Consider the following 21,101-nt stretch of genomic DNA (forward strand, 5'->3'; position numbering starts at 1 on the left):
CGTCTGAGGAGCGGTCGCGCACATCCGTCGAGGCCGAGAGGACGTCCCGCCCTCGAGGCGAACGCGGGAAACGCGTGTCAGCTTTTCCCGCTAGCCGGTCGCGACCCGCTCTCCGAATCGAGACAACGGGTGAAGCCGACCGCGGCGAGGAGAACGCAAGCGTTCTCCTCGCAATTCAGAACAGATCCGGCGACGGCGTCGACGCGTAGCGGATGGCGACGTCGGCGTGGCGGTCGAAGCGGTAGCCGACTCCGCGGACGGTGCGCACGATCTCCTCGTAGCGGCCGAGCTTGGCGCGGAGGCGGCGGACGTGGACGTCGATGGTGCGCTCGTTCGGCGCGTCGTCGTCCGCGGCGCCCCAGAGCGAGGCGATGAGCTCGGCGCGCTCGATGGTGCGGCCCTCGCGGAGCACGAGGTACTGGAGGAGCTCGAACTCCTTGTAGGTGAGGGGGGTGGTCTCCTCGTCGAGGATGACGCGCTTGCGGGAGATGTCGATGACGACGCCGCCGGGTGCACGGTCGGGGTCGGGCTCGGCGTCGGAGCGGCGCTTGGCGACGGCGGCCGGGTCCTGCAGCGCGAGGCGGACCACGTCCACGTCGCGGCCGCCGGCGCCCTGAGGGGCGAGGGCGACGGAGGCGTAGGTCTCGGCGTCGGGGGCGAGCTGCGCCGTGACGCGCTTGAGCTCCTCGACCAGGCGGCCGAGGTCGACTCCGGCGGCACGGGCCTTGGCCTCGTCGATGCCGACGTAGAGGGCGAAGCCGCGGGCCTCGGTGCCCTGGGGGACGGCGCGGAGGCGGGGTGCTGCGGGCGCGGCGTCGGCGACCGGCTGGAGGCGGGGCGCCTCGGTGGAGGTGGCGGCGGTGACGGTGCGGGTGTGGAGGAGGGTCATGACGAGTCCTTGGCTGGTCGGATCCGGGACGAGTGTCCGAGGGTGCGGATCCGGGTGTGCGCGATCGAGCCGGCCCGCGGTGCGCGGTGGCGGCAGAGACGGATGCGGGGCATCCAGGGGATCGTCCGCGCCTCGGACGCTCAGCCGATCGTGACGATCAGCGGGCGGAGGCGGTGCGGGGATCCGGCGAGGTCAGTTCCTCATGCACACATTCGACAGCACATGACGGGGCCACCGGCCATCATCATGCCGGCATTCCCGATGGCCTCGAGGGAGGTCAGGGCGTGCAGGGTGTCACTCATGTCCGTCAGTAAAGCGGAGGCCGGTGCACGGCGTCAACACTTCCGTGGGGATGGACGGCGCGTCGGGGGTGGTTCCGGTGCTCGGGAGGAGGCGCGCGCCGTGATTGGGGACCTCGATGCGCCCGCTGCGCGGGCTGCTCGATCCGCAGGACGGGCTTTGCCGGACGGTCGCGGTGGGGGCTGTCGAGACCCTCGCTGCGCCGGCCGACCGGCACGGCTCAGCGGGGCTCCCTGTTCCGGGGTGCGACGCGAGGCCCGCTCGTCCGGGGGCCGGCGGGCTCAGCCCGCGAGGCCGTAGAGGCGGTCGCCCGCGTCGCCGAGGCCGGGGACGATGTAGCCGAGCTCGTTGAGCTTCTCGTCGAGGGAGCCGAGGACGATGGTCACGTCGCGGTCGCCGAAGGCCTTCTCGACGGCGGCCAGGCCCTCGGGGGCGGCGAGCAGGCAGACGGCGGTGACGTCGACCGCTCCCCGGTCGAAGAGGAACTGGATGGCCGCGACGAGCGAGCCGCCGGTCGCGAGCATCGGGTCGAGGACGAAGCACTGGCGGTTCGACAGGTCGTCGGGCAGGCGCTCCGCGTACGTGGTCGGCTCGAGCGTCTCCTCGTTGCGTGCCATGCCCAGGAAGCCGACCTCGGCGGTCGGGATGAGCTTGACCATGCCCTCGAGCATCCCGAGGCCGGCCCGGAGGATCGGGACGACCAGCGGCTGCGGGTCGCTGAGCGCGAGGCCGGTGGTCTGCGTCACGGGGGTCTCGATGGTGACGGTGCGGGTGCGGACGCCGCGGGTGGCCTCGTAGGCGAGGAGCGTCATCAGCTCCTCGGCGAGCTGCCGGAAGGTGGGGGAGGGGGTGCGCTTGTCACGCAGCACGGTGAGCTTGTGGGTGATCAGCGGGTGGTCGGCTACGTGGACGCGCATAAGCTCAATCTACTGGCCGGAGCGGCGCCCCACCGGCCGCAGCGGGCCGCCGCAGGAGGGGGAGCGATGCGCGACAGCGATCTCCGCGTCCCCCACCGCTCCGTGGAGTGGATGGGCCTGGCGCTCGACGAGGCGCGGCGGGCCGCGGGCTGGGGCGACGTCCCCGTGGGCGCGGTGATCCTCGACTCGGAGGGTGCGGTGCTCGGGCTCGGGCGCAACGAGCGCGAGCTGCGGCGGGATCCGACGGCGCACGCCGAGGTGGTCGCGATCCGCGCGGCGGCCGAGGCCCGCGGCGACTGGCATCTCGAGGGCTGCACGCTGGTGGTCACGCTCGAGCCGTGCGTGCTCTGCGCCGGAGCGATCCTGGCGGCGCGGATCGACCGCGTCGTCTTCGGCGCGTGGGACGAGAAGGCGGGCGCTTCCGGATCCGTGCACGACCTCCTCCGCGACCGCCGGCACAACCACGTGGTCGAGGTGTACCCCGGGGTCCGCGCCGCGGAGAGCTCGCGGCTCCTGCTCGACTTCTTCGCCGACCGCCGCTGACGCCGAGCGCCGCCGAACCCCTCAGCTCGGAGCGCCCAGCCACTCCGTCAGCGCGAGCCGCGTCGCCGCGTGCATCCGCTCGAAGCGCTCCGCCGCGACGTCGTCGGCGAGCACGGCGGCGTCGTAGCCCGCCGCTCCTGCCCACTCCCCGTCGCCCTCGAGCCACTGCGCGGCCATCGTGCCGGTCAGCTCGGGGTGGAACTGCACGCCGAGGAGCCAGTCCTCCACGGCGAACGCCTGCACCTCGCCCGCCGGCGACGACGCCAGCAGCGCCGCTCCGCTGGGCAGCGCGAAGGTGTCGCCGTGCCACTGCATCACGTCGACGCCGGAGAGGTGCCGGAGCGGGGAGCCGGCGCCCTCCTCCGTAAGCACGACCGGGCGGAAGCCGACCTCGCGGGCCGATCCGGGATGGACGGACTCGCCCAGGGCGGTCGCGATCAGCTGCGCTCCGAAGCAGACGCCGAGCGTGGGACGGCGGTGGTGCATCCGGTCCTGCAGGAGCGCGATCTCGGGGCTGATGAAGGGGTGCCGCGAGGTCTCGTAGACGCCGGCGCTGGAGCCCAGCGTGACGACGAGGTCGGGGGCGAGGATGTCGATCGCGTCGAGGTCCGTCCCTGCGACGGCGTCGACGGCGAACCCCCGCTCGGTCAGCATCGGCTCGAGCGCGCCGAGCCCGGCACCGCGCTCGTTGACGATCGCCAGGGCCCGGCGCATCTCAGGCGCTCCCGTGCGGCGCGGCCGGCGGGGAGGCGGCGGGCGGAGCGGCGGCGGCCGGAGCGGCCGCGGCGGCCGTCCCTTCCGCCTCCGTCACGGCCGGACGGGCCGCCGGCGGTCCCGCGCGTCCGCGGTCGACGTCGGGCTCGAGGTAGATCGTGGTGGCGGCGGGAACGGCCTCGCGGATCCGCTTCTCGGCGGCGTCGATTCCGGCGGCCACGTGCTCGAGGGTCTCGGCGGCCGGGAAGGCGAGCTTCGCGGCCACGAGGATCTCGTCCGGTCCGAGGTAGAGCGTGCGCATGTGGATGACGCGCTCGACGTCGCGCCCGGCCTCGAGCGCGGCGCGGATCGAGGCGGCGTCGGCGGGAGTCGCCCCCTCGCCGACCAGCAGGCTCTTCGTCTCGACGCCCAGCACGATCGCCACCACGATCAGCAGGGTGCCGATCATGATCGTTCCGATCGCGTCGTAGACCGAGTCGCCGGTGATCACGGTCAGCCCGACTCCGAGCAGCGCGAACGTCAGGCCGGTGAGCGCGGCGACGTCCTCGAGGAGCACGACCGGCAGCTCCGGCGCCTTCGCCCGGCGGATGAACTGGAACCAGGACTGCGAGCCGCGGACCCGGTTCGACTCCTTCACTCCGGTGCGCAGCGAGTAGCCCTCGAGGCAGATCGAGATCACGAGGACCAGGATCGGCAGCCAGGCGTTCTCGAGCTCGTGCGGCTCGGCGATCTTCTCGATGCCCTCGTAGAGCGAGAAGACGCCGCCGACGGAGAACAGGATGATCGACACCACGAAGGCGTAGACGTAGCGCTCCCGTCCGTAGCCGAACGGGTGCTCCTCGTCGGCGGCCTTCCGCGACTTGCGGCCGCCGAGCAGCAGGAGCAGCTGATTGCCGGAGTCGGCGAGCGAGTGCACGCCCTCGGCGAGCATGGAGGCGGATCCGGAGAAGAACCAGGCGACGAACTTCGTCAGGGCGATGCCGAGGTTGGCCGCGAGCGCCGCGATGATCGCGGTGCCGCCTCCGGATGCGCTCACGTGGTCTCCTCGGGCTCGCCGCTGGATGGTCGGGCCATCCTACGAGGCCCCGGACCGCACCCGGACCCCCTTGCCGCGGGCTCTTCGTAGGATGAGCGGCGTGACCGATGCGCCCGTCCTGCTCCCGTCCATCGCCGTCCTCGGCCTCGGCTCGATGGGGGGTGCGATCCTCCAGGGCCTGCTGGCTCCCGGCGTGCGCGTCGAGGGGGGCGTGCGGGTGACCAACCGCGACTCCGCGAAGGCCGCCGCGTGGGACGGCCACCCGGTGGTCACCGCCTTCGCCACCGCGGACGACCCGGAGGCCAACCGGCGTGCGGTCGAGGGCGCGGCGATCGTGCTCGTGGCCGTCAAGCCGCACATGGTGCCGGACCTGCTCGACGAGATCGCCGACGCGCTCGCCCCGGGCGCGGTCGTCGTCTCCGTCGCCGCCGGCGTGACCGCGGCCACGTTCGAGCGGCACCTGCCCGCGTCCGTCGCCGTGCTCCGCTCGATGCCGAACACTCCCGCGGTCGTGGGCCGCGCCGTCACCGGCCTCAGCGCGGGCACGCGGTCCGGCGACGAGGACCTGGCGCTCGTGCGCCGCCTGTTCGAGACGGTCGGCGAGGTGGTCGAGGTGCCGGAGTCGCAGCTCGACGCGCTCTCGACGATCTCCGGCTCGGGGCCCGCCTACGTGTTCCTGCTGATCGAGGAGCTCATCGCGGCCGCTGTCGCGAAGGGCTTCACTCCGGAGCAGGCGTCGACGATGGTGGTCGGCACGTTCCGCGGCGCGGCCGAGCTGCTCGCGGACTCCGGCGAGGAGCCCGCGGAGCTGCGCCGACGGGTCACGAGCCCGAAGGGCACCACCGAGCGGGCCGTCGCGGTCCTGCAGGAGGCCGACCTCGCCGCCCTCTTCACGCGGGCGACCGACGCCGCGCTGGCCCGCGCCCGCGAGCTCGCCGCCTCCTGACTCCCGCCCTCCTCTCCGCGAGACGCCGCCCGGATACGCGACACGCCGCAGCGGGCCTACCGGAGCGGCGTGCCGCAGAGGAGGAGGAGGGAGGGGCGCGGGTCAGGAGCCGAGGGCCGCGAAGCGCTCGATGTCGCTGGGGGTGCCGCTGACCACGATGAGGTCGTGGTTCGAGACGACGGTCTGCTCGGTCGCGTAGGTGAAGGGCTTGCCCGGGCTCTTGACGCCGACGACGGTCACGCGGTGCTTGCGGCGCACGCCCGACTCCGTGAGCGTCAGCCCCCGGATCGGCTTGGGCGGGTACATCTTCGCGAGCACGAAGTCGTCGTCGAACTCGATGAAGTCGAGCATGCGGCCCGAGACCAGGTGCGCGACGCGCTCGCCCGCCTCCGCCTCGGGGTAGATCACGTGGTTCGCGCCGATCCGCTCGAGGATCTTGCCGTGCGAGCGCGAGATCGCCTTCGCCCAGATCTGCGGGATCTTGAGGTCGACGAGGTTCGCGGTGATCAGCACGGACGCCTCGATGGAGGAGCCGACCGCGACGACGGCGACCTGGAAGTCCTGCGCGCCGATCTGCGCGAGGGCGTCGAGCGAGCGGGCGTCGGCCTGCACCGCGTGGGTGACCCGCTCCGACCACTTCTGCACGAGACCGGCGTCGGCGTCGATGGCGAGGACCTCGCGGTCGAGGCGGTCGAGCTGGCCGGCCGTGGCGGCTCCGAAGCGCCCGAGGCCGATCACCAGCACCGGGGCGTCGTACCTGATGCGGTCAACCAACGATGGGCCTCTCTTCCGGTCGTCTGAACAACTGCCTCCGCTGGCTCGCGGCGAGCGCGGCGGCGAGAGTCACGGTACCAACGCGGCCCATGAACATCGTCAGCGCCAGGATGTAGACCCCGGACGGCGGCAGCTCCGCGGTGAGCCCCGTCGAGAGCCCGGAGGTCGCGAAGGCCGAGATCACGTCGAAGAGCACGTGGTCGAGCGAGGCCTTGGTGATGTGCAGGATCAGGACGCTCGACACGGCGACCGTCGTCGCGCCCCACAGCACGACCGAGACGGCCAGGCGGAGGACGTCGTTCGGGATCCGGCGGCCGAACGCCTCCATGTCGTTGTTGCCGCGGGCCTCGGCGAAGGCGGCCAGGAAGAGGATCGCAAGGGTCGTGACCTTGATCCCGCCGGCCGTGGAGGCCGATCCTCCGCCGATGAACATCAGCATGTCGGTCACGAGCAGGCTCGAGCCGTTGAGGTCGGGGATCGAGATCGTCGAGAAGCCGCCCGACCGCGTCATCGTCGAGAGGAAGAAGGACTGGAAGACGGTGTCTCCCGCATCGAGGCTGCCGAAGGTCCTCGGATTGTCGAACTCGAGCACGATGTAGAGGACGGCCCCGGCGACGAGCAGGATCACGGAGGTGACCAGCGTCAGCTTCACGTGCACCGACCACTTGCGCGGGCGCCGCCAGCCGCGGGAGAAGGCGTAGATGACGGGGAAGCCGATCGAGCCGAGGAAGACGCCGAGCATCAGGATGCCGAGGAACCAGTAGTCGTCCTCGAACGGGGTGAGTCCCGCGGCGTTCGGGGCGAAGCCGGTGTTCGTGAACGCCATCGCGGAGTAGTAGAAGGAGTGCCAGACGGCCTCGCCGATCGGGATCCCGTCGATCAGCATCCGCGGGAACAGCAGGAGCGCGACGATGATCTCGATCGCGGCGGCGCTGATCGCGACGGTGGCGAGCAGCCCGCCGATCTCGCCCAGGCGCACGGCCTGGCCCTCGGCGACGGGGCCGGAGTGGATCCGCAGAGGGTTCGAGTCGCTGGCGACCATGAGCTTCGCCCGGAGCCCGAGGCGGCGCGAGATCGCCAGGCCCATGATCGAGGCGAGCGTCAGCACTCCCAGAGCGCCGATGTTCACGCCGACGAAGATGATCGAGTGGCCGAACGCCGACCAGTGCGTCGCCATGTCGACCGTCGCGAGGCCGGTCACGCAGATCACCGACATCGCGGTGAAGAAGGCGTCGTGCAGCGGAGTGACGGTGCCCGTGGTGCTCGACACCGGCAGCGAGAACAGCAGGGTGAACACGAGCACGAGCGCCGAGAAGATGAGGATCGCGAAGCGGGACGGCGAGCGTCCGGCGAAGTCGTCGATGAGGTCGCGGGCCCGCTCGAACCCCGACCAGGGGGAGACGGGCGAGACGCCCACGGGGCTGCGGAACTGCTGCCGAACCACCACGGCGGATCCTCCACTCGATCGCGGCCATGCTACCCGCTCGGTGCCGGGCCCCCGGGGCGCTGACTAGCCTGGGCGCATGGCTGACATCTTCGGGGTGATCGCGGACGGGACCCGCCGGGACATCCTCGCCCTGCTGCTCGAGCAGCGGCGGGACGGCTCGGCCGAGGGCATGAGCGTGTCGCGGATCGTGGCGCGCCTCGAGCTGAGCCAGCCGACCGTCTCGAAGCACCTCAAGGTGCTGCGCGAGACCGGCCTCGTCACGGTGCGCGAGAGCGGACAGCACCGCTTCTACGCGCTCGAGTACGCGCCGCTGGCGGAGGTCGAGGACTGGCTGCTGCCCTTCCTCGCCGAGGACGAGGCGGCCGGCGCCCTGCTCGACGCTCCGACCGCGGCCCGGGCGGAGTCGCTGGGTCGGGCGCTCGCCGAGCGCACCCACCAGGTCAGCACCGTGGTGCAGGACATCCAGCGGGGCGTCAGCGAGGGAGCGACGAAGGTGGCGGAGGCGCTGCGCATCCGCAAGTGAGGGGCGCCGAGGAGCCGGAAACGGTGGAGCCCCGGGTCGTGTAAGCTCGCGGGAGCCAGTTTTTCGTAAGCGGCCGCCCGTCGGGCGGTCGACCCCCTGAACGTTGTGAGGTCTTCGTGGGTTCTGTCATCAAGAAGCGTCGCAAGCGTATGGCGAAGAAGAAGCACCGCAAGCTGCTTCGCAAGACTCGCCACCAGCGTCGCAACAAGAAGTAGGCTCGCGCCTCTTCCCACTCGAGCGTCCGCCCTTCCGGGGTCGGGCGCTCGTCTGCGTTCACGGATCATCCCGGCGGCGCTCGCCGTCTCGGCGCCCGTCGCCGGGGCCGCCGTACACTGGCCGCATGGTGGACGTGGAGCTGACGCTCGTGGGCAAGCCGGGCTGTCATCTCTGCGACGACGCGCGGACCGTGGTCGAGCAGGTGGTCGCCGATCTGGGCGGCGAGGCGTCGGTCGCCGTCTCGGAGGTGTCGATCCTCGACGATCCCGAGCTGCACGAGCGCTTCGTCGAGGAGATCCCGGTGGTGCTGATCGACGGGCGCGTGCACACCTTCTGGCGGGTCGATCCCGCGCGGCTCCGGCGGGCCCTCCTCGATCGCGGGTGAGCTTCGACCGGGCCGTCCGGACGGAAGCACGACCGCGACGTCCCTCTGACGGGGGACGGGACGGCTCGCGAAAGCTCGCCTCTCGCCCTTACCCTCGTGAGGGGGGAGTGCGCTCCTCCGTGCGCGGACGCAGATCGTCGCCCGTGGAGGAAGGAACCGCCATGCCGTCATCCCGCCGACTCGCCCTGCCCGCCGCCGCTCTCGCGGCGCTCGTGCTCGGCCTGGCCCTCCCCGGAGCGGCCGTCGCGGCACCCTCCGCCTCGACGGTCTCGACCACGGTCGAGCAGCCGGCCGCGACGACCATCCCCGGCGTGCCGGAGGATCCCGAGCAGCCGGGCGACGGCGGCTCCGACCCCGTTCCCGGCGTCCCCGAGGAGCCGTCCGTTCCCGGAGTGCCCGAGGAGCCGGCAGAACCCGAGCAGCCCGCGCCCGTCGACCCCGCGCCCGTCGACCCCGCGCCCGTGGACCCCGCGCCGGTCGATCCGGCACCGGTCGACCCCGCGCCCCAGCAGCCGAGCCAGCCCTCCACCGGCGGCGGATCCACCGGCGGCGGCTCGACCGGCGGCGGCTCGACCGGCGGCGGCCAGCAGGGCGGCTCCGGCGGCGGTCAGCCCTCCACCGGCGGCGGATCGTCCTCCGGCGGCTCCGGCTCCGGCGGCGGCACCACCGGCGGAGCGACGTCCGGCGGCACCTCCGGCGGCGGCACCACAACCGGCACCACCACGTCCGGCAGCGCCGGCTCCTCCGGTGCGGGCGCCGTCACTCCGGCGGCGTCGGCCCCCGGACGCACCGAGCTCGGCACCTCGACCGAGGGCGCGAAGCCGGCGGCCGGTGCCGCGACCGCGGACGTCTTCCTCACCCGCGAGCTCGCCGTGCAGCCGGAGGCGCTCACCGTCGAGCTCGCCCGCTTCTACGGCGTCGGCTTCTCGTACACCGGCTTCGCCAGCGGCGAGGCCGTCTCCGCGGTCCTCCGCGACCCGAACGGCACCAAGACCCCGCTGACCCTCGAGGCGGGCAGCGGCACCGCGACCGTGCCGACCGCGCTGATCACCAAGTCGGGCGCCTTCACGGTCGACCTCACGGGCGACCAGGGCTCCGCCGCCAAGGTCGTCTTCCGGCTCGCGCCCTCCACCGGCAACGGCCTCCTGCTCGAGCCGCGCGAGCTCGGCGACGGCAGCACCGAGGCGCCCCGCGGCGCCGTCTGGGGCTTCGACGCCGACGAGGAGGTCGCCGTGGGCGCCTTCGAGACCTCCGGGTCCCGCGCCGACCTGGCCGCCGGCGACGTCGCCGTGCAGTCCGACTCCATCGGCTGGGCCGAGCTGGCGCTGGGCGACGCGGTCATCGCCGACCCCGACCCCTCCGTCTACTGCGTCGTCGCCTTCGGCCGCGAGTCGCACCGCACGGCAGCTGTGACCGTCTCCTACCGTGACAGCGACACCACGGCCGCACCGTGGGAGGCGCAGCAGGTCTGCGGCACCGCGATCAGCGCCGCGCGCACCGCCTTCCTCAGCACGGCCGCCTCGGCGGGACCGGCCGGCATCACGCCGACCACCGCGCTGATGATCGGCGGCGGCGCGGTCGCCGCGTCGCTCGTCGCCTGCGCGGCCGTCCTGGTCGTGATGCGCCGCCGGCGCATGAACACGGACCTCTTCATCGGCGGACCGCTGCCGCGCACGCAGAGCGACTGACGCGTCCGGAGGACGAGGGAAGGCCCGCGGGACGCGATCCCGCGGGCCTTCCCTCGTCCTCTCCCGGCGCTCAGCCGGCCGCGGTGAAGCGGAGGAGGATCGTCCGCGCCTCCGGCCGCAGCTGGAAGTCGGGCCACACGTCCGGACCGCACGCGCGGGAGCCCAGGCCGTGCTGGGCGGCGTCGATCACGAGGACCGCGCGCTCCGACTCCGGCAGCTCGTGCGGGTGCGCGGCTGCCGTGATCTCCTGCGGCGTGTGCCGCGCCAGGGTGAAGCCGGGGAGGCGCCCGTGCAGGTCGCGCGCGGCTTCGATGCGGAGCCGGGGCGAGCCCGCCTCCGTCAGCGTCAGCTCGCGCACGCTGCTGCGGTGACCGCTCTCCTGCGGGCGGGCGTACGGAGTCGTCAGCCGGTCCATGTCCGCCGTGAAGCGCCCCACCCGCGCGGCCCGGAGGCTGTCGGGGTAGGACTCGAGCGGGCCGGTGCCGAACCACTCCGCGCCGTCGATCGACGCGGGCATGTCGATCCGGATGCCCAGCCGCGGCCAGACGGAGTCCCAGCCCCGGGTCGGCACGAGGTCGACGCGGAGGACCGTGCTCTCCCCGTCGACGCTCCAGCGCTCCTCCATCAGGAGTCCCGCATCGAGGTCCGCGGCCGAGAAGCGGGTCACGCGGCGGAGCCCGGCGGAGGCGTCCACCTCCTGCACGCGGCCGACCAGGCGGTCGAGTCCGGCCTCGCGCCAGCGGGCGGCGGAGGAGGGGGCCGGCATCCCGCGGCCGTCGCCGTCGTACGGGTCGCCGGTGACGTAGCCGGGGAAGCCCGCGCCCTCGTCGTTGTCGGTCGGGGCGCGCCAGAGCTCGGCGCGCGGTCCGTCGACGGGCAGGCCGGCGAGGGAGGCGAGCCGGCCGTCGCGGAACCGCGCGACTCCGAGCGCGCCGCCCTCGAGGGGCGGAGCGGCGCGGACGGCGCGGGTCCACGCGGGCACCGCCGACGGCACGGCGAGGAGGTGCTGACCGGTGGAGAGCACGTGGCCCTCCTCCGCCCAGGCGGTCGAGGCGTCGAGGACCGCGTCGACGGTGAGCCAGGTCTCGCCGCCGGGACGCACCTCGAGCGGGGGGAGCTCGACGTGCACGGCGTCGCCGGCCGCGATGACCGGGGCGTCGAGCACTCCCTCCGCGGTGACCCGCCCGTCCCGCTCGACCCGCCACGCGAAGCGCAGATCGGCGGTGGAGGCGTCGTGTTGGCGGTTCTCGATGACGACGCCGTCGCCGCGGACCGTGAGGCGCACCGGAGCGACGATCTGCTTCCACTCGAACAGGCCCGGGCTGGGCGTGCCGTCGGAGAGCACCATGCCGTCCATCACGAAGTTGCCGTCGTGCACCACCTCGCCGAAGTCGCCGCCGTACGCGTAGTACTCGACGCCCTCCGGCGTGCGCGCCCGCAGGCCGTGGTCGCGCCACTCCCAGACGAAGCCGCCGTGCAGCCGCGGGAAGCGGTCGACGAGGTCCTCGTACTGGTCGATCGCTCCCGGGCCGTTGCCCATCGCGTGCACGTACTCGCAGAGCAGGAAGGGCTTGGAGCGCTGCCGAGCGGACTCGCCGGGGGAGCAGCCGAGCAGCGGAGTGAGCGAGCCGTCGGTGCCGATCCGCTCGGTCTCGGGGATCGAGGAGTACATCCGCGAGTACACGTCGGTGTACGCGCCGGTGTAGTCGCCCTCGTAGTGGACGGGGCGCTCGGGGTCGCGGCCGTGCACCCAGGCGGACATCGCGGCGAGGTTCGCGCCGGTGCCCGCCTCGTTGCCGAGGGACCAGAGCACGATGCTCGGGTGGTTCTTGTCGCGCTCGACGGTCCGCTCGATGCGGTCGAGGTAGGCCTCGCGCCAGGCGGGGTCGTCGCTGGGGTTGCCCGCCCAGCCGACCCGCTCGAAGCCGTGGGTCTCGAGATCGCACTCGAGGACCACCCAGAAGCCGAGCTCGTCGGCGAGGTCGAGCAGACGGGGATGCGGCGGGTAGTGGCTGGTGCGGATGGCGTTCACGTTGAAGCGCTTCATCATCGCGAGGTCCTCGCGGGCGGAGTCCTCGTCGAACGCTCGACCGCGGTCGGGGTGCGTCTCGTGGCGGTTGACTCCGTGGAAGACGACGCGCTCGCCGTTGACCAGGAAGCGGTCGCCGCGGATCTCGACCGTGCGGAAGCCGAGCCGCAGCGAGACCGTCTCGCCGGCTGAGGCGAGCGTCGCGTCGTAGAGGCGCGGAGCCTCCGCCGACCACGGCTCGACCTCGGGCACCTCGATCGCGGCGATCTCCTCCGCCGAGGCCCAGACCGTCTCGATCCCGAGCCCGGGCACGCGCAGCGTCAGCGGGAACGCGTCGGCCGCGGCGGTCACCTCCGCCTCGATGCGGCCCGCGCCGCCGGCGAAGGAGGAGCGCAGCCACACGTCCTCGATCCCGCCGACGGGGCGCGCGAGCAGGTGCACCGAGCGGAAGATCCCCGGCAGCCACCACTGGTCCTGGTCCTCCACGTAGCTCGAGGCCGACCACTGGTGCACGCGGACCACGACGAGGTTCTCGCCCGGGCGGACGACGCCGGTGACGTCGAACTCCTGCGCGAGCCGGCTGCCGGAGCCGATCCCGATCTCGACGCCGTTGACCCAGACGCGGTAGCGGGACTCGACCCCGTCGAAGCGCAGGACGACCGCCTCGGCGGAGTCCCACTCCTCCGGAACCACGACAGTGCGGCGGTAGTCGCCCGTCGGGTTCGCGTCCGGCACGAACGGCGGCTCGGTCGGGAACGGGAACTGCACGTTCGTGTAGGCCGGCAGTCCGTAGCGCCCGTCGCCCTGCAGCACCCAGTGCGAGGGCACCGGCATCAGATCCCAGCCGGAGTCGTCGAACGACTCGTCCCCGACGGCGTCCACGCCCTCGCCCTCCGGCAGCACGCCGGCGCCGCCCGGGGTCCCCGGAGCGGCGGGGAGCAGGCGGAAGCGCCACTCCCCGTCCAGCGGGAGCGCCGGGGCGTCGGTGTGCAGCCACGAGCGGGGGGCCCGGCGGCGGCCGGAGCCCGGCCCGGTGTCCGTCAGGTAGTGGGAGGTCGTCGGGGGAGTCGTCACTTCACGGAGCCTTCCGTCAGGCCGCCGCGCCAGAAGCGCTGCAGCACGATCATGGCGATGGCGAGCGGGATGATCGACAGCAGGACGCCGCCGGTCGTCAGCTCGTAGAACTCGGGCAGGCGGTCGACCTGTCCGAGCCAGTTGTTCAGTCCCAGTGTGATCGGGAACAGGTTCGTGTCCGAGAGCATCACCAGGGGCAGGAAGTAGTTGTTCCAGATCCCGACCAGCTGGAAGAGGAACACGGTGACCAGCGCGGGAGTCAGGATGCGCAGCCCGAGCGTGTGGAAGATCCGCAGCTCCCCGGCGCCGTCGATGCGCGCCGCCTCGATGATCGCGGTGTCCACGGTCGCCTGAGCGTAGATCCGGCAGAGGAACAGCCCGAACGGCGAGACGAGCGAGGGGATCAGCACGCTCCAGTAGGTGTTCGCGATGCCCATCTGGCTGAAGAGCAGGAACAGCGGCAGAGCGGTCGCGGTGCCCGGCACCAGGACGCCCGCGAGGATCGTCCCGAACACGAGCCTGCTGCCGCGGAACTCGTACTTGGCCAGCGCGTAGCCGCCCGCCGCGGCGAGGTAGGTCGCGAGCAGGGCGCCCACTCCGGCGTAGAGGACGGAGTTGAGGAACCAGCGGACGAAGATGCCGTCGCCGTAGGTCAGCACCTGCGTCAGGTTGTCCCAGAGCGCGAACGTCGGGGCGAACCAGAAGCCGTAGGTGGCGAAGAGGTCCTCGGTCGTCTTGGTCGCCGCGACGACGACCCAGTAGACGGGGATGAGGAAGTAGACCGCCACGACGACGAGGATCGCGGTGACGATGATGGTCGAGGCGCGGTTGCGGCCGGCCGAGCGGTCGGGCCCGCGTCCGGCCTTCACGGGGCGGTCGGCGGTGACGACTCCGGTGGTCGTGGTCGGCGGGGTCTCGGTGCGGCTCATGACGACCTCCTGTTCGAGATCGAGAGGAACGTGAAGGAGAGCAGGAACGCGACCAGCGCGATCAGGACGGCCTGGGCGGCGGCGACGTTGTAGTCGTTGTAGGCGAAGGCCGTGGTGTACGCGCTGAGGTTCGGCGTGTACTGGCTGTCGATCGCCGGAGCGACCGTCTTCAGCACCTGCGCCTCGGCGAACAGCTGGAGCGTTCCGATGATCGAGAAGATCGTCGTCAGCACCAGCGCGGGGCGGATGAGCGGCAGCTGGATGCTGCGGGCGACGCGCCAGGTGGAGGCGCCGTCGACCTTCGCCGCCTCGTAGAGCTCGACCGGGATCGCCTTGAGCTGGGCGACGATGATCAGCATGTTGTAGCCGGTGTAGCTCCAGAGCGAGATGTTCGCGATCGACCAGAGCACCGTGTCCGCACCGAGGAAGTCGGGCTGGAGCCCGACCACGTTCGCCGCGTCGATGAGCGGGCTGAGGCCGGGCACGTAGAGGAACGACCACAGGATCGTCGCGATGACTCCGGGCACTCCGTAAGGGAGGAAGTAGGCCGCCCGGAAGAAGCCGGGGAACTTCGCCGACGCCGACTCGAGCATCAGCGCGAGGACGGTGCAGAGCGCGATCATCACCGGCACCTGGACGATGCCGAAGAGGAACATCCGCCCGATGGAGGCGATGAAGTTGCCGTCGGCGAGGGCCTGCGCGTAGTTGTCGAAGCCCGCGAACCCGCTGGTGACCCCGGCCTCGCCGAAGAGGCCGGAGCGCGTCACCTTCGTGAAGCTGGAGCCGACGGCGACGACGATCGGGACGATGAACGTGAGGACGAACAGGGCCAGGAAGGGGCCGAGGAGGATCCACGGGGCGCGGGCGACCGCGCGGCTGCGCCGGGGCGCGCCCGGCGTCCGCGTGGTGGCCGCGACCGCGGCGGCGGCGGGGGAAGTCGTGGTGGTCATGCGGAGGCCCTCCTGATGCTCAGGCCCTTGTTCTCGAAGACCGTGATGATCTGCTGCTCCGCCTCGGCGACCGCGTCCACGAGCGAGAGCCCGGACGCCTTCTTCCGGAAGCCGTCGCTGAGGATGTTGAAGGACTGCTGCGTGACGGGCCACCAGGACCAGTCCGGGTTCTGCTCCTTCGATGCGGGCACGAGGACGTCCTCGTTGTAGTTCTGCCCGCTGAAGAAGTCGCTCGGACCCTTGCGGGCCGTGCCGATCTCGCCGACCGCGGGAGACCAGCCGATGCCGCTGTTGGCGATCATCGCGTCGATGCCCTCCTGCGTGGTGGTCATCCAGACGGCGAACTCGATCGCCTCCTCCGGGTGCTTGCTGCTCGAGAACACCGCCGCAGTCGATCCGCCGAGGAAGCTCGAGCCGAAGCCGGTGTCGCCCCAGACGGGCATGGGAGCAGCGCGCCACTTGCCCGCGCCTCCGCTGACCCCCTCGATCAGGGCGTCGCCCCAGCTGCCGGTGGCGCAGGAGGCTATGCCGCCCTTCGCCGCGGCCGCGAACCACGCGGGGGAGTAGGCGCCGTAGCCGGTCTGCACCAGGTCCTGGTCGATGGCCGTGTCGAAGAAGGAGGCGACGCGCGTCGTGGCGTCGTCGGTCATGTCGATGACCCAGCCGTCCTCCTCCGGGCGCAGCCACTGCGCACCGGCCTGCGTCGCGAACGCGGCGAAGACCGAGGCGTCGGCGAGGGGGAAGCAGTCGATGTAGGAGCCGGCTCCGCGCAGCTCCGTCGCCACCGCTGCCCAGTCGTCCCAGGTCGTCGGCGGCTCCGCACCCACCTTCCCGAACACCTCGGGCTGGTAGAAGAGCGCCATCGGGCCGCTGTCCTGCGGGATGCCGTAGACGCCGCCGGTGTAGCTGACCTGGCCCCAGAGCGTGGGGTCGTACAGGTCGCGGTACTGCTCGACGCCGTACCGGGTGAGGTCGACGAGGCCGTTGACGAGCATGAACTCGGGGACGGAGCGGATCTCGACCTGGCCGAGGTCGGGCCCGCCGCCCGCGGCGAGGGCCGAGTAGAGCTTCTGGTACCCGCCCGCGTTGCCGCCGGGGATCCAGACGGCCTCGACCTGGATCTCGGGGTGCGAGGCGTTCCAGACGTCGCAGACCTTCTGCAGGTCCTTCAGCCAGCCCCAGTACTGCAGGCGGACCGGGCCGGTGGCCGGGGCGATCGTCGGCGCCGTGTTGACCGAGACGGTGCCCGGTGTCGCGCAGGCCGTCAGGCTCCCGAGTGCCGCGGTGCCGAGACCGGCGGCGATGAGCTGTCTCCGGGTGAACGGATGCATCTTCCCTCACTTCGTCGTGGTGGAGAGCCGGGGAGTCTCACCCGGCGATGATCGGGACGCTACCACGAATTCGAGTAGGTACTCGAAATTGGCGGCACTGCTCCTCCGCCGCCGCTACGCTGGCCGTTCGAGGGGCACGGCGAGGCGCCTCCAGTGCGGAGGAGGGGTCGATGGCGGAGGCGACGAGGCGACGCGGCCCGTACGCGAAGTCGGCCGAGCGCCGCCGCGCCATCATCGAGGCCGCCCACCAGGTCTTCGCCGCGCGGGGCTACGCCCGCGGCTCCCTCCAGGAGGTCGCCGACCGCGTCGGGCTCAGCCAGACGAGCCTCCTGCACTACTTCCCGTCGAAGACCGACCTGCTCTTCGCGGTCCTCGAGCACCGCGACCTGATCACGGGCGACGGTTCCTCGCCGCCGGACCCGGAGGAGGGGCTGGTCGCCGGCATCCTGCGGCAGACCCGCTACAACGAGACGGCGCCCGGAGTGATCGAGCTGTACGCCGTGCTCTGCGGCGAGTCGACGACGCAGGAGCACCCGGGGCGCGACTTCTTCGCCGCGCGGTTCCGCCGCCTCCGCAGCGAGTACGCGGCCGAGCTGCGCGAGCTCCAGGCAGCCGGGCGCCTGCGCGAGGGGTCCGATCCGGAGCGGGTGGCGGCGTCGATCATCGCGCTCTGGGACGGCGTGCAGCTGCAGTGGCTGCTCGAGCGCGACGCGGTGGACATGGTGGCGTGCCTGGCCGACTACCTCGACCTCGTGGTGCTGCCGGCTCCCTAGCCGCTGGCGCGAGGGAACCCCGGCCCGTCGAGGGGACCCGCCGTCCGCGGCGGTCTCGATGGTCCGGGGTTCCCGGGACCGTGGTGCGCGCCTAGGGCAGCAGGCGGGTCGGGCCGCGGAACAGGTAGGTGACCTCGCGGAGGTTCGCCTGGTTCAGCATCAGCATGATCACGCGCGAGAGGCCCATGCCGAAGCCGCCGTGCGGCGGGACGCCGTAGCGGAAGAAGTCGAGGTAGAACTCGAGCTCCTCCGGGTCGAGGCCCTTCTCGCGGGCCTGCTCGACGAGGACGTCGACGCGGTGCTCGCGCTGCGCTCCGGTCGAGATCTCGACGCCGTTGTAGATGAGGTCGTAGCTGTTGGTGATCGTCCCGTCGCCCTCGCGGCGCATGTGGTAGAACGGCCGGATGCTCGACGCGTAGTCGGTGAGGAACACGAAGTCGTGCCCGAACTCCTCCTGCACGTAGGCCGCGATGCGGCGCTCGCCCTCGGGGTCCATGTCGTCGTCGGCCCGGGGCACCTCGTAGCCGCGCTCGGCGACGATGCGCTTGGCCTCGGCGAGCGGGATGCGCGGGAACGGCGTGGTCGGGACGGTCAGGTCGATGTCGAAGAGCGCCTTGACCTCGGCGCCGTGCTTCTCGACGACGGCGGTGAGGCCGGCGACCATCAGCTGCTCGTGCAGCTCCATGACGTCCTCGTGCGAGTCGATCCAGGAGACCTCGGCGTCGACGCTCGTGAACTCGGTCGCGTGACGCGAGGTGAAGCTCGGGTCGGCGCGGAAGGCGGGGCCGACCTCGAAGACCTTGCCGAAGCCGGCGGGCTGCGCCATCTGCTTGAAGAACTGGGGGCTCTGCGCCAGGTAGGCCTTCGTCTCGAAGTACTCGACCTCGAAGAGCTCGGCCCGCGACTCCGAGGCGCTCGCCATGAGCTTCGGGGTGTGGATCTCGATGAAGTCGTGCTCGATCCAGTACGTGCGCAGCGCGTGCTCGAACGTGGTCTGCACACGGGCGATGAGGTTCTGCTCGGGACGGCGCAGGTCGAGGAAGCGCCAGTCCATGCGCTTGTCGATGCCGGAGTCGGGCGCGATCGGCGCCTCCGGGATCGACGCGGCGACGACCTCGAGCGTCTCGAGCTTGACCTCGATGCCGCCGAGCTTCACGCGCTCGTCGTGCTTGAGCGCGCCGGTGACGGTGATGAAGGAGCCCTGGGCGAGGCCGGAGATCTCCTCGGTGATCGCGAGGCGCGCAGCCGACGCGTCGTCGCCCTCGACGGCCTCGCGCACGGCCGGGTTCACCAGCTGCACGGCACCGGACTCGTCGCGCAGGACGACGAACTGCACCTTCTTCTGGTCGCGCACGGTCTCGACCCAGCCGGACACGCGGACGGGTCCGTCCTCGAGCGCGGCGAGCTTCTTGACAGTGGTTCGGGGGAGGCGGGTCTCGTCGGTCACGGTAGGGGAGTCTACTCGGGGGCCGCCGGGCGGGCGCGGAGCAGGAGCACGCGCCGGCCCGAGGCCTCCGGCGCAGCACGAAAGGGGGTGCAGTCGGTCCCCCTGCGTGCTCCGGCGTCGGGCTAGCATCGCGGAGCGAGCGCGCGGCTCGAGAGGATCCGAGGGGGATGTGCCATGGCGGGACCGGGATTCGCGGTCATCGACTTCGAGACGACGGGGGTCCGTCCCGAGCGGGGCGACCGCGTCATCGAGGTCGCTGTCGTCCATCTCGATGCGGAGGGGCGCTTCGAGGCGGCGTTCGAGACGCTCGTGAACCCGGACCGCGATCTCGGTGCGCAGAGGATCCACGGCATCTCGGCGCGCGAGATACTCGACGCACCGTCCTTCGCCGCGATCGCCTCCGATCTGCTGACACATCTCGACGGTCGGGTGGTCGTCGCCCACAACGCGAGCTTCGAGCGGCGGTTCCTGACAGCGGAACTGGCCCGACTCGGCGTCGAGACGACACTCTCGAGCGAGATGCTGCTGTGCACGATGCAGCTCGCACGCGAGTTCCTGCCGGGTGCGGGGCGCTCGCTCGCCGACTGCTGCGCCGCTTTCGACATCCCGCTGGAGAACGCTCACCGAGCGGTCGTCGATGCGACCGCCACGGGCCGCCTGCTCGCGGAGTACATCGCCGTCTCCGGTGGTCGCGACCCCTGGGACGATCACCTGAGAGAGGCACTCGCCTACGGCTGGCCTCCCGTTCCGCGGAGGCGCACACTGTGGACGCCCCGACCCGCGACCGCCGTGGCTCCCGCCTCCTTCCTGGAGCGCGTCGTCCAGCGGATGCCCGACCACTCCGGACCCGTAGAGCACGGCGAGTACCTCGCCCTCCTGGACCGCTGCCTCCTGGACCGCGTCATCTCAGCGCACGAGGAGCGCGAACTGGTCACCGCGGCCGACGACCTCGGAATCGGTCGTGCGGTCGTGCGCGTCCTCCACGACCGCTACTTCGACGACCTGACCGCGGTCGCCTGGTCGGACGGCGTCCTCGCCGACGACGAGCTGATGGACCTCGCCACTGTCGCCGAACTGCTCGGCATCGATCACGAGCGGCTCGTCGCCGCCACGGAGCCGCGGGACGCCGTCGAACAGCCCGCGCCCGTCGTCGACCGCTTCTCGCTCGAGCCGGGCGACCTCGTCGTCCTGACCGGGGAGATGCGCCGGACCCGCCAGGAGTGGACGACCGTCCTCGAGGACTGCGGGCTGATCGCTCACCCCGGAGTGACGAAGAAGGTCAAGCTGGTCGTCGCCGCCGATCCCGACTCCCTGTCCGGCAAGGCGAGGAAGGCCCGCGACTACGGGATCCCCGTCGTGAGCGAGGACGGCCTCGCCGCCCTCCTGAGCGCATGAGCACCGCACTGATCACCGGCGCGTCCTCCGGCATCGGCCTCGCCTTCGCCCGGGCGTTCGCGCGCCGCGGCTGGAGCCTCGTCCTCGTCGCCCGCAGCGAGCAGCGCCTCCAGGAGGCGGCGGCCGGACTGCGCGGCCTCGGCGCCGCGGCGGTCGAGGTCCTGCCCGCGGACCTCGGCGACCGCGAGCAGGTCGAGCGCATGCGCGCGCGGCTCGTCGATCCGGCCCGTCCGGTCCGCGTCCTCGTCAACAACGCCGGCTTCGGGATCGACGGGACCTTCGCCGAGCCGGACGTCGCCGCCCAGGACCGCGCCTTCGAGGTGATGGTGCGCTCGGTCGCCGTGCTCTCGGGCGCGGCGGCCGAGGCGATGACCACCCGCGGCCGCGGCGCGATCCTCACGGTCTCGAGCGTCGCGGGCTTCGTGCACCTCGGTCCCTACTCCGCGGTGAAGGCGTGGGCGACCGCCTTCGCGCAGTCGCTGGCCGTCGAGCTGCGCGGCACCGGCGTCCGCTCGGCCGCGCTCTGCCCGGGCTGGGTGCGCACCGAGTTCCACGAGCGGGCGGCGATGGACACCTCCTCCATCCCCTCCTTCCTCTGGCTCGATGCGGACGCGGTGGTGGAGGAGTTCCTCCGCGACGTCGCGCGCGGCTCCGTCGTCTCGGTGCCGTCGGTGCGCTTCGGGGTCCCGATGGCCGTGGTACGGCACCTGCCCGGACCGCTCGTGCGGCGGCTGTCGGCGGCGGTCTCGGCGCGCCGCTGAGGCTCCGCTCAGGTCCGGCTCAGGCGACCCTTTC

At 72.2% G+C, this 21,101-nt stretch carries 20 protein-coding genes; 9 read left to right on the forward strand and 11 right to left on the reverse strand.

Annotated elements, in window-relative coordinates; translation table 11 throughout:
• Positions 1-175: 175 nt before the first annotated feature.
• Both C5D09_RS02895 and upp read right to left on the reverse strand, forming a co-directional pair.
• Positions 176-889, reverse strand: coding sequence for a winged helix-turn-helix domain-containing protein (locus C5D09_RS02895; protein ID WP_104224849.1), 714 nt, complete (start codon positions 887-889; stop codon positions 176-178).
• Between the two features lie 581 nt (positions 890-1,470).
• A complete protein-coding gene (gene upp, locus C5D09_RS02900) occupies positions 1,471-2,106 on the reverse strand; it encodes a uracil phosphoribosyltransferase (protein ID WP_104224850.1) in 636 nt (211 codons plus the stop codon).
• A 66-nt stretch (positions 2,107-2,172) separates the two neighbouring features.
• Here upp and C5D09_RS02905 point away from each other — a divergent pair, with 66 nt between their 5' ends.
• Positions 2,173-2,649: a nucleoside deaminase gene (locus C5D09_RS02905; protein WP_219813041.1), complete on the forward strand. Its 477-nt coding sequence runs from the start codon at positions 2,173-2,175 to the stop codon at positions 2,647-2,649.
• Positions 2,650-2,670: 21 nt separating this feature from the next.
• Here C5D09_RS02905 and C5D09_RS02910 read toward each other — a convergent pair whose 3' ends face one another.
• Both C5D09_RS02910 and C5D09_RS02915 read right to left on the reverse strand, forming a co-directional pair.
• The gene (locus tag C5D09_RS02910; RefSeq protein WP_104268572.1) at positions 2,671-3,363 is read right to left on the reverse strand and encodes a gamma-glutamyl-gamma-aminobutyrate hydrolase family protein; all 693 of its coding nucleotides are present in this window, start codon (positions 3,361-3,363) and stop codon (positions 2,671-2,673) included.
• A gap of 1 nt (position 3,364) precedes the next feature.
• The gene (locus tag C5D09_RS02915; protein ID WP_104268573.1) at positions 3,365-4,399 is read right to left on the reverse strand and encodes a cation diffusion facilitator family transporter; all 1,035 of its coding nucleotides are present in this window, start codon (positions 4,397-4,399) and stop codon (positions 3,365-3,367) included.
• Positions 4,400-4,490: 91 nt separating this feature from the next.
• On the opposite strand from C5D09_RS02915, the gene proC reads away from it, so the two are divergent.
• Positions 4,491-5,345 carry a pyrroline-5-carboxylate reductase gene (proC, locus tag C5D09_RS02920; protein WP_104233429.1) on the forward strand — a complete coding sequence of 285 codons (855 nt, stop codon included), beginning with the start codon at positions 4,491-4,493 and terminating at the stop codon, positions 5,343-5,345.
• Positions 5,346-5,447: 102 nt separating this feature from the next.
• Here proC and C5D09_RS02925 read toward each other — a convergent pair whose 3' ends face one another.
• Positions 5,448-6,119 carry a TrkA family potassium uptake protein gene (locus C5D09_RS02925; protein ID WP_068255410.1) on the reverse strand — a complete coding sequence of 224 codons (672 nt, stop codon included), beginning with the start codon at positions 6,117-6,119 and terminating at the stop codon, positions 5,448-5,450.
• On the reverse strand, positions 6,112-7,482 hold the full coding sequence (locus C5D09_RS02930; protein WP_258060566.1) for a TrkH family potassium uptake protein: 1,371 nt from the start codon (positions 7,480-7,482) through the stop codon (positions 6,112-6,114). The genes C5D09_RS02925 and C5D09_RS02930 overlap by 8 nt, the downstream gene beginning before the upstream one ends.
• A gap of 160 nt (positions 7,483-7,642) precedes the next feature.
• On the opposite strand from C5D09_RS02930, the gene C5D09_RS02935 reads away from it, so the two are divergent.
• The 4 genes from C5D09_RS02935 (at position 7,643) to C5D09_RS17370 (ending at position 10,378) form a co-directional block, all read left to right on the forward strand.
• Positions 7,643-8,089 (forward strand): helix-turn-helix transcriptional regulator, encoded by a 447-nt coding sequence (locus tag C5D09_RS02935; RefSeq protein ID WP_104224854.1) that lies wholly within the window; start codon positions 7,643-7,645, stop codon positions 8,087-8,089.
• A 116-nt stretch (positions 8,090-8,205) separates the two neighbouring features.
• Positions 8,206-8,304, forward strand: coding sequence for a 30S ribosomal protein bS22 (locus tag C5D09_RS02940; RefSeq protein WP_003792170.1), 99 nt, complete (start codon positions 8,206-8,208; stop codon positions 8,302-8,304).
• 125 nt (positions 8,305-8,429) lie between these two features.
• The gene (locus C5D09_RS02945; RefSeq protein WP_104224855.1) at positions 8,430-8,690 is read left to right on the forward strand and encodes a glutaredoxin family protein; all 261 of its coding nucleotides are present in this window, start codon (positions 8,430-8,432) and stop codon (positions 8,688-8,690) included.
• A 161-nt stretch (positions 8,691-8,851) separates the two neighbouring features.
• Complete coding sequence (locus C5D09_RS17370) at positions 8,852-10,378, forward strand: hypothetical protein (RefSeq protein WP_181135002.1); 1,527 nt, start codon at positions 8,852-8,854, stop codon at positions 10,376-10,378.
• Between the two features lie 70 nt (positions 10,379-10,448).
• On the opposite strand, the gene C5D09_RS02960 is transcribed toward C5D09_RS17370, so the two are convergent.
• The 4 genes from C5D09_RS02960 to C5D09_RS02975 are packed head-to-tail and all read right to left on the reverse strand — an operon-like array spanning position 10,449 to position 16,691.
• Entirely contained in the window at positions 10,449-13,481 is a 3,033-nt protein-coding gene (locus tag C5D09_RS02960) for a glycoside hydrolase family 2 TIM barrel-domain containing protein (RefSeq protein ID WP_219813042.1), read from the reverse strand.
• Positions 13,478-14,410, reverse strand: a complete 933-nt coding sequence (locus C5D09_RS02965; protein WP_104225919.1) for a carbohydrate ABC transporter permease — start codon at positions 14,408-14,410, stop codon at positions 13,478-13,480. Before C5D09_RS02965 ends, C5D09_RS02960 begins: the two co-directional genes overlap by 4 nt.
• The gene (locus C5D09_RS02970) at positions 14,407-15,360 is read right to left on the reverse strand and encodes a carbohydrate ABC transporter permease (protein ID WP_104225918.1); all 954 of its coding nucleotides are present in this window, start codon (positions 15,358-15,360) and stop codon (positions 14,407-14,409) included. Before C5D09_RS02970 ends, C5D09_RS02965 begins: the two co-directional genes overlap by 4 nt.
• Positions 15,357-16,691, reverse strand: coding sequence for an ABC transporter substrate-binding protein (locus C5D09_RS02975; RefSeq protein WP_104224859.1), 1,335 nt, complete (start codon positions 16,689-16,691; stop codon positions 15,357-15,359). The genes C5D09_RS02970 and C5D09_RS02975 overlap by 4 nt, the downstream gene beginning before the upstream one ends.
• A gap of 170 nt (positions 16,692-16,861) precedes the next feature.
• Here C5D09_RS02975 and C5D09_RS02980 point away from each other — a divergent pair, with 170 nt between their 5' ends.
• Positions 16,862-17,464: a TetR/AcrR family transcriptional regulator gene (locus tag C5D09_RS02980; RefSeq protein WP_258059745.1), complete on the forward strand. Its 603-nt coding sequence runs from the start codon at positions 16,862-16,864 to the stop codon at positions 17,462-17,464.
• 91 nt (positions 17,465-17,555) lie between these two features.
• Here C5D09_RS02980 and aspS read toward each other — a convergent pair whose 3' ends face one another.
• A complete protein-coding gene (gene aspS, locus C5D09_RS02985) occupies positions 17,556-18,911 on the reverse strand; it encodes an aspartate--tRNA(Asn) ligase (protein ID WP_244229585.1) in 1,356 nt (451 codons plus the stop codon).
• Positions 18,912-19,085: 174 nt separating this feature from the next.
• Here aspS and C5D09_RS02990 point away from each other — a divergent pair, with 174 nt between their 5' ends.
• Positions 19,086-20,306: an exonuclease domain-containing protein gene (locus C5D09_RS02990; RefSeq protein WP_104268575.1), complete on the forward strand. Its 1,221-nt coding sequence runs from the start codon at positions 19,086-19,088 to the stop codon at positions 20,304-20,306.
• Positions 20,303-21,067, forward strand: a complete 765-nt coding sequence (locus tag C5D09_RS02995) for an SDR family oxidoreductase (protein ID WP_104268576.1) — start codon at positions 20,303-20,305, stop codon at positions 21,065-21,067. The genes C5D09_RS02990 and C5D09_RS02995 overlap by 4 nt, the downstream gene beginning before the upstream one ends.
• The last annotated feature ends 34 nt before the right edge of the window (positions 21,068-21,101 follow it).

Origin of the sequence: Rathayibacter sp. AY1C9, assembly GCF_002932315.1 — a bacterium.
Taxonomy (GTDB): Bacteria; Actinomycetota; Actinomycetes; order Actinomycetales; family Microbacteriaceae; genus Rathayibacter.